Genomic DNA, 8,021 nt, shown 5'->3' on the forward strand with positions numbered 1-8,021 from the left:
TTTAAAATTAATGATGAAAGATCTTTATTTCAAAAAAAATATCCCATAACATTTTGATTTAACATAATTATCACAATACTCATAGTTTTATGGTATTTTTTTTTGCTGTACAAAATCAATTGTGGCTCCCTCTTTGCAATAAACAATCTTCAACAGGTAACACCATGTAAGAAAAAGAAGTCAATCAAATCTAAATGAAAAAAAGAACGGCATCCTTCATATGATCTAAAAAGTACTTTACATTTTTTTGTGAGAGGTTCACGCCATTGAGAGTTGTCTCTCCGGAAAGTGTAAACTGAAAAATGAAGCATGCCAAAAGAACCAGGCAAAAACCCAAAAAAGGAGGACAGTCATGAAACATCTATCCAAAGCAACATTTATTTTTATCACTATTTTTCTTCTTACCTTTTCCGCTGTACAGGTTACACCTGCAAAGGATGCGGGCATCACAGAACTGCTGATATCTGAACTCACAGATCTGGCGGACGAAAATGGTAATCCTGATGTAACCGATTTTCCAGATGACAATGATTATACTGATCAAAGTCCATTCTCCAACATCGTCATATCAGATATTTTCTGCGACAACGGAAAGCTCTCCATTGTTGTTACAAATCAAGGGGAAGAGGCAGTTGACAAAGAGCTTCGAGGCGGTCTTGATATATGGATCGACGGAATTCTTTCCTGGACATACAGTTGGTCAACCTGGGAGTGTCAGGAGTTCCGCATGCCCAATGGCAACTGCGTAATCCAGCCCCAGATACTTGAAGATGGCGAGCATATCATCCAGGCATGTCTTGTTGCCTATGATGATGCAGGAAACAGGGAAGATTTCTTCTGTGCCGAAAATACAATCATGTGCGAAGAGTCTTCTTATGTTGAACCAAACCCCAATGATCCTGATCACCCCTTTGAGGGTAACTGTGTAACAGCAGAGGATTTCTTTTCAACAGAGGATTACAATCTTCCCAAAGTTATTCTTGGTGACATCACACTAACTGCTGCTACACTTCCCGATGGAAGCCTTTCAGAACTTGCCATCACAGACTGTTCCGGCAATGACCATCTTGATATATCCGTACCCTGGTCAGAGAGCAATGCCCTTAAACCTTCTACAATACAATTTTCAGAATTCATGTGCCCCAATGGATATCCCCAGGTAATTGAAGTTACCCTGAAACATGGATACTATGCAACCCTTAATGCCTATAACGCATCAGGAAGCATGGTTGACAGCGAAACAGCGGCAAGCGGTTCAATGGCCCAGACACTCACACTTTCAAGTGCGGACGGTATCCGCAGAATTGACATTGACGGCGCTGAAATCTGCATCCTTGAAATCTGCTGGGAGTGTGAAGGCGGCGATGTAAATGACCCTGTGGATCCCCAGTGCCCGGAAGAGCTCCTTGCAGAAGCATTCCAGAAAGGATATGAGGCAGGGCTGGCAGCAGCTTCAAGTGATACCCATGAAAATGGAGAAAACGAAGATAACAGAGAAACATGTGCAGATTTCAATATGTTCTCAGGAGTGCTTCACATACCATGTGTCTCCCTGGATGGATTTGAAGAAGGAAGCTACTGGGTAGAGCTTCAACTCAGTGACCCTGACACAATGAGCTTCATTTTTATGAATGCCGGACTTAACAGATAAACTCGAATGAAACAGTGTCCCTGCAAGGTTTGATTGTCGGGTATAAAACGCTCTGAATATTTAAAATATCTAAAAAAGTCATCCGACGATTTAAACTTGAATAAACAATAGCATTTATTTAGTACCCCCCCAGAACCTCCTCTCCCATTACAGGAGAGGAGGTCTTTCATTCAACCGTCTGGCTTCCAAGTTTCACTACACCTGAATCAATAATTAGATCAAACTCCCTGTCCATGAAAACAATTTTTTGCTTATCAGCCGTTGCAGGCACCTCAATTTCTGTTCCATCATCCCCGACAAAGCTTACTGTTGCCCCTGATCTTGTGACCTGGAACCCGCTGGAAAGTGATTCAAAGGTAATAACGTTATTGCCTGGAAAATTGATAAGTTTTCCTGTTGCACCGCTCTCCACATAAATATTGTTGACTCCCTGACATCCATATACAAAAGTATGATTTTCAGATAACATCCTCATAAGTGAGCTATCAGTCAATATCTCGTAACAGATCAAAGGCTCTGGTTCCGGCTCAATTATTTCAACAGCCTCAATATCAATATAGTCAAGCATGGTATATTCATCCCATATACCAATATCCACAGTAAGCTTGCTGTCTGAAACCGTTACCTCCTTCTGCCTTATTATAAACTGTTCGGATGGTTCATCATCAACGAAAGTGACCCCTTCAACCACAACACGATTGTGTTCCCGAACTCTTCTTGGAGTCCCTACACAAACCTCAACCAAATATGTTCCACTTGGCAGATCAAACTCAAAAATAGCGGGATGATGCGCATAATCATCATAAGCATAGGTTATTTTCCGCTCATCTGTCTCTTCTCCCCAGGGGTCACGGCCGGTCAAAAAATGGGCAGTATCATTGAGCCAACCAAACCCTGCATCAGAGTCATACTCCTCCACCCCGACCTGAAGGTAGTCATTCCCTGCAAGGGTGACATACCTGAATGTATAACCATTGCCCCAGGTATCTTCTGTACGGGTTGTTAAAGGCTCCTCATCGGGGTTCTGAAAATTTATGTAATAGTTTCCAGGCTCTCCTTCTGCCCTTGGATGCTCAACTTCAGGATATATATCAGGAATTGAATCAATCTCTCCGCCAATTTTTAGCCCTATGAGCCTTCGGAGTTCATACATAAAATTATCACTTCTTGTATATGAAACAACACCTGTAATAATTTTATCGGCCTGAACATCAGACTCACCTGTAACCATACCACTCTCCTGGGTATCTGTCGATTGAACAGCAGGCTGTGCAGCTCCATTCAAAAGGTAAAGATATTCATAATCTTCAAGGCTGTCCCTCATAAGTTCAAAACGTATGGATGGCACAAAACGGTGGTTATTGCTTCCATAAGTTATTGGGGTGTTATCCTCGGAAGGCGGGTATAGCATGAAAAGATCGCCATTGTGATTGCTGTTCAGGGGTTCTGTCCAGGGATTTTTGCTCCAGTTGTTCAATGAGTAATAGGCAATACCCCTCACACGATACTTCCAGAGAAACCACCCTGTAAGTCGGCTTTCAATTCCCGGGTGATCAAGGGTTATTGGATTGAAAAAGGGAGGTCTTGTTCCGTAAAGCCAGTATATCCATGTCTCCTCTTCGTGATACAGCTCTCTTTCATGTGAGATTTCAGGATTATAGTTATTAAGAACCGGAAGCCAGATATCAATCTGACCGGAATCAATATAGTCAGGGTGATCATAGATTTCCGGACGGGGCTCTTCCGAGACCATTAGCTTAAGCCCCGGCGCAGCAAGGTTCAACTGACGGGAATACCATGCAACAGCATCGTAATCTGCCTGATCCTGGGGTTCATTTGCCATATAGTAATAGGCTTTATCAAGAACTCCACTGTCATCAAGATACCCCTCAAGAGCTTCCATATATTCAAACCACTTGTTATTATAGGCAGAATCTGGATTATCAGCCGTGTACCAGTCACCTTCATCACGAACAATATCACAAAAAGTTGACGGACGCTGATCAAGGGAGGAATCATTGTTTGTGAAAGTTACGGCCATAAAGGACGGAAATCCGGTGCCGTTGTTAAAAGGCTCTGAAAAGGTACCATTCATAAGTCCGCTGCCTTTAAGATAACGCATGGCAGGCTCTTCAAAACCCCATATACCTTCATTATCAGTCAATATGGCATCATCACAATCATAATCTATGTAGGGATACCCGCCTGTTGATGTTAACCCTCCTGACCACAAAACACTTTTTGGGGTCAATCGATGATCAATAAAGAACTGCTTGATTTTATCAACATATGACCAATATTCACTTCCGTAGCCTGTGACACCATATTTTTCAAGAATTGACTGGTGGGAAAAATTCATCTGGGATTTAACATGAAGCTCATCTGGCAGAACAAAGTTAAAAACATGAAGGTTGACAGGGATTCTTATGCTGGTTCCGATCTGAACATGGGTCAGGTAATCCCCTGATACAATATCAGAAGGGACATACACAGTAATCCAGAAAGAGGTGTTTTCACCTGCCTGGAGGGAGACAAGCTCTTTCTTTTCCATCGGCCAAAGGGGATCCGGCCACGGCCCGGCAGATCCAAGTGCATCTGTAGGCTGTGTTATATTGACGTATTTCACCACATGAATTTCCGTTTCAATGGAACTTTCGGTAAAATCTTCCACATCCAGGGAAATCTGCATGTTTGTTGAAGGTCTTACTATGATCTGGAAAGGTTCAAATTCGTTGGCTGCCGCATATACCCTCACCTCTGAATCTGTGATAGTCGGAAGAGCGTGTTCCTTAAAAATTCTGACAGAAGGCGGAGCTGTCCATATATCAACCGTATCTGTTGACTGGGAGAGGCGGTATTCAAATATCTCATCTGCTCCAAGTACAATTGGACAAAATAGAAAAAGCGCATAAAAGATAAAAACAAAAGAGATTTTGAATTTTAATCCACTGAAATCAGCCATTGATCTTTTTCCTTTCTCAAATTAACAGCAAATGCGTGACACCCTGTCGTTTTCTTCTTTATTTTGCCACAGCTTTTGTGTATAAAGCCTTTGGGCATAGGTACCATGAGCCATAATTTTTTTAAAGGATAGAAAAATGTATTACGAAGCACGATACCAGCCACAGGAAACTGAAAAATTAAGTAAAAAGGCAGCACTGTTTGTAGGTAAAATGATAGCCATCCAGGATGGTGGTCAGGAGGAGCTGAAACCGGGGAAAAAAACAGTTGTATATATTGCCTCTCCAAACTTCGGCCTGATTCCAAATAGTGATCTTGTCAATATCACAAGCGTTCCCTTCAGTAAATGGACAGCATTAAACGAAGCAAACAAACTGCTTGTTGAACAACAGTTATAATTACTATTCCAGGGTAGATGTGAACCATGCGCTTTTTCACTCTTACCTGTAAAACCTGCCCCCTCTCTATTTCTGGAGAGGGTTGCCTTCCATAATACTTCCTGCCGTACTGATCTCAATATAAGATGCTCCATGTTTGACACCAAAATGACCTGCAAGCAGGGTTACAAGGGAATCAGGTGAGAACTGTTTTCTTCTTACAAGACCTGCAATGGATTTTCTCAGAACTTCTGATGCATCATTTTCAACATCAACATAATCTGTCTGCACTCCAAAAGAGAGGGCAAGCTCACGCATTACCCGCCTGTCATATACCTGTGCATATACAGGATTATCTCCCCTGTAGGCTGCAATGGCCCTTATGGTATCTCCTGACATGGAATCAGCTATGATGGCACGGGTATTAAGGCGCATGGAAGCTTTTACCGCTGCCTTTGCAAGATAGGCAACCACCTTGTTTTTATGGACATATGGTACATCAAGAAAACTCTGACGCCCTGCTTCGACCTCTGCTGCAATCCTTGTCATTATTTTTACTGCCTCAACAGGATATGCTCCGCTTGCGGTTTCTCCTGAAAGCATAAGGGCATCTGTGTAGTCAAAGCAGGCATTGGCAACATCTGAAATTTCAGCTCTTGTTGGTCTTGGTGACTTTATCATTGAGTGGAGCATCTGTGTTGCAACTATCACAGGCTTTCTTTTTTCAATGCAGGTACGAATCATCTTTTTCTGAATCAGGGGAATTTTTTCAGCAGGAATTTCAACAGCGAGATCACCCCTTGCAATCATTATACCATAGACATGCTCCAGAATCTTATCCAGATTTTCAACACCTTCACTGTTTTCGATTTTTGCAATAATTTTTATTCTGCTATTTTTTTTATCAAGGATCTCCTGCACAGCAATTACATCTTCACTGTTTCTGACAAATGAATGGGCAATAAAATCAACGTCATTATCTGCTGCAAATTCGATAAAACTTCTGTCTTTTTCACTCAAAGCCGGAAGCTTTACATGAACAGATGGAATGTTTACACTTTTTCTGCCTTCAATCATTCCGTCATTATCCACACAGCACACCAGATGATCATCGTTTTTCTCGGTTACTGTCATGGCAAGGGAGCCGTCATCAATCAAAATTGAACTTCCCACAGGAACATCGTCCACAAAACCGGAATGTGAGACATAGACAAGATCGCTTCTTAACGGGTCAGGAATTCCTCCCTTTATTCTGACACAATCTCCATAACGAAGAGATACTGGTTTTTCCATTGGGCAGGTTCTTATTTCAGGACCTTTTGTGTCAATAAGAATTGCAATCTTGTCAGAGACCTTTCTTACCGCTTCAATCACTTTAAGTGCATCCCCGTGGGTCTGGTGGGCTGTGTTTAGTCTGACCACATCCATCCCCTCTTCATAAAGCTTTTGCAGAAAAACAGGTTCACAGTTTTTATCGGATATGGTTGCCACTATTTTTGTTTTTTTCTTCATTCAGGAAAATTCTCCATGGTTGTTTTTGATAAATCTGTAAAAAGTCAGATTTGAAAAATTTATTAGCCCCGTCACCCACCAATAATTCATTCCATCTGATTGACCCACATTGTCAATTGATCGAAAGATTCAATCTCAAAAATTCGTGTGCTGAGTTTTTCTGTCTGTTCCAAAGTAAGCGGTGACAAAAGTGTCATTAGCTTTTCTGAAGCGACCTGCAATTTCAATGTCAGCAATTTTGATAGCAGCTTTTTTGTACCTTCTTCTCTTCCCTCTTCTCTTCCTTCTTCTCTTCCAATTCTCTGAACACTTGTAATATAAGGCATCCTGGATTCCTCCTCTATTTTTTCCATTTTTATCCAAAGTGATTTTTCCAGAGCTTCTGGTAATCTCATAATCCAGTCAATAAAAGAGAACAGATCAATCACTTCTTCTCTGCTGTATCCTTTTTGATACAGTTTTCGTATAAGAGCAAATTTTGAATCAAACCTACGGGCAGAGTCATTACGGGTTTCAAGTGTCTCCAAATGAGCCATAACCACAATTGAAAACGGATTGGAGTTTTGTTCCAGCTCTTTACGCCTTTTTTTGTAATCCATAAGTTTTACCACTGGATACTCAAGGGTCAGCCGGCATTTCCACTGCTCAAAACTAAAGGATTCCGGTTTCCAGGAAGGTCTATCATCGGCCAGAATCACAAGGCTTGCAACATTACGGTCATAAAGATCAAAAATCCGGTAGTTGTAAGTGTAAATCCTCCTGGAAAAATCGACTTCATATTGGGATTGCACCTCCACATGAATCAATACCCAGCTCTCCTCTCCTTTATTTGTATATACCTTAACAAGCTTGTCCGCTCTTCTGGTACCTATTTCAGCATTGCGGGAAATCTGCTGAAATTCCTTGTCCAGAAATACCACCTGCCTTTTCCAGTCTATCTCAAGAGCTGCATAGGGAAAAAAGAACTGCATCAGTTCCTTGAAATATTTTGTTACGATATCTTTCCAGGGATTGTCATAATCATCCTGTTTACCTGTCATTCACACATCTCCTGTGGTTATGATAATAAAGATCCTCAAAATCGACATCCTGATGGATTTTTAAGAATTTTAGCGTTTATCTGAATCAGGAAAATCAAAATTTACAGAATTAACAGGATAAGTAATCCTGCCTTATCCTGTTAATCCCGGTTATCCTGATTCAGACAAAGTTGATAATGCTCACAAAATCATAGGTGTCATTTTTGAGAAAGATCAAAGGAAAACGATACACTACTATTGTACCTGCAAACCCTCCAAAGTAACCGTTTGCCCCCCAAGCCTCACCAAACCTGACTCTATAACAAGATCGAACACCTTATTCTGAAAATTTATACTCTGGGAAACAGAGCTTGCCGGCATCACAAGCAAGGTTCCGTCACTGCCCCTGAATGTTACTGTGGCACCGGAGCGGGAGACAATGAAATCATTTGAATTCCCCTCAATGGTGATAACATTACCTCCGGGGAAATTGACAAGTCT

At 41.5% G+C, this 8,021-nt stretch carries 5 protein-coding genes and 1 pseudogene; 2 read left to right on the top strand and 4 right to left on the bottom strand.

Annotated features, from left to right (window positions below):
• The first annotated feature begins 352 nt into the window (after window positions 1-352).
• Window positions 353-1,651 carry a hypothetical protein gene (locus MTBBW1_RS02535; protein WP_080798711.1) on the top strand — a complete coding sequence of 433 codons (1,299 nt, stop codon included), beginning with the start codon at window positions 353-355 and terminating at the stop codon, window positions 1,649-1,651.
• Between the two features lie 166 nt (window positions 1,652-1,817).
• Here the strand turns inward: MTBBW1_RS02535 and MTBBW1_RS02540 are convergent, their stop codons facing one another.
• Window positions 1,818-4,613, bottom strand: a complete 2,796-nt coding sequence (locus MTBBW1_RS02540) for a DUF4091 domain-containing protein (protein WP_080798713.1) — start codon at window positions 4,611-4,613, stop codon at window positions 1,818-1,820.
• Window positions 4,614-4,749: 136 nt separating this feature from the next.
• Between MTBBW1_RS02540 and MTBBW1_RS02545 the strand changes: the two genes are divergently transcribed.
• On the top strand, window positions 4,750-5,010 hold the full coding sequence (locus MTBBW1_RS02545; protein ID WP_080798715.1) for a hypothetical protein: 261 nt from the start codon (window positions 4,750-4,752) through the stop codon (window positions 5,008-5,010).
• 66 nt (window positions 5,011-5,076) lie between these two features.
• On the opposite strand, the gene pyk is transcribed toward MTBBW1_RS02545, so the two are convergent.
• The 3 genes and pseudogenes from pyk to MTBBW1_RS28090 all read right to left on the bottom strand — a co-directional run.
• Entirely contained in the window at window positions 5,077-6,501 is a 1,425-nt protein-coding gene (pyk, locus tag MTBBW1_RS02550) for a pyruvate kinase (protein ID WP_080798718.1), read from the bottom strand.
• Window positions 6,502-6,587: 86 nt separating this feature from the next.
• Window positions 6,588-7,541: a DUF4351 domain-containing protein gene (locus MTBBW1_RS02555; RefSeq protein WP_080798723.1), complete on the bottom strand. Its 954-nt coding sequence runs from the start codon at window positions 7,539-7,541 to the stop codon at window positions 6,588-6,590.
• Window positions 7,542-7,775: 234 nt separating this feature from the next.
• Window positions 7,776-8,021 (bottom strand): annotated as a pseudogene (locus tag MTBBW1_RS28090) (hypothetical protein); the annotation flags it as partial.

Origin of the sequence: Desulfamplus magnetovallimortis (assembly GCF_900170035.1) — a bacterium.
Lineage (GTDB): Bacteria > Desulfobacterota > Desulfobacteria > Desulfobacterales > Desulfobacteraceae > Desulfamplus > Desulfamplus magnetovallimortis.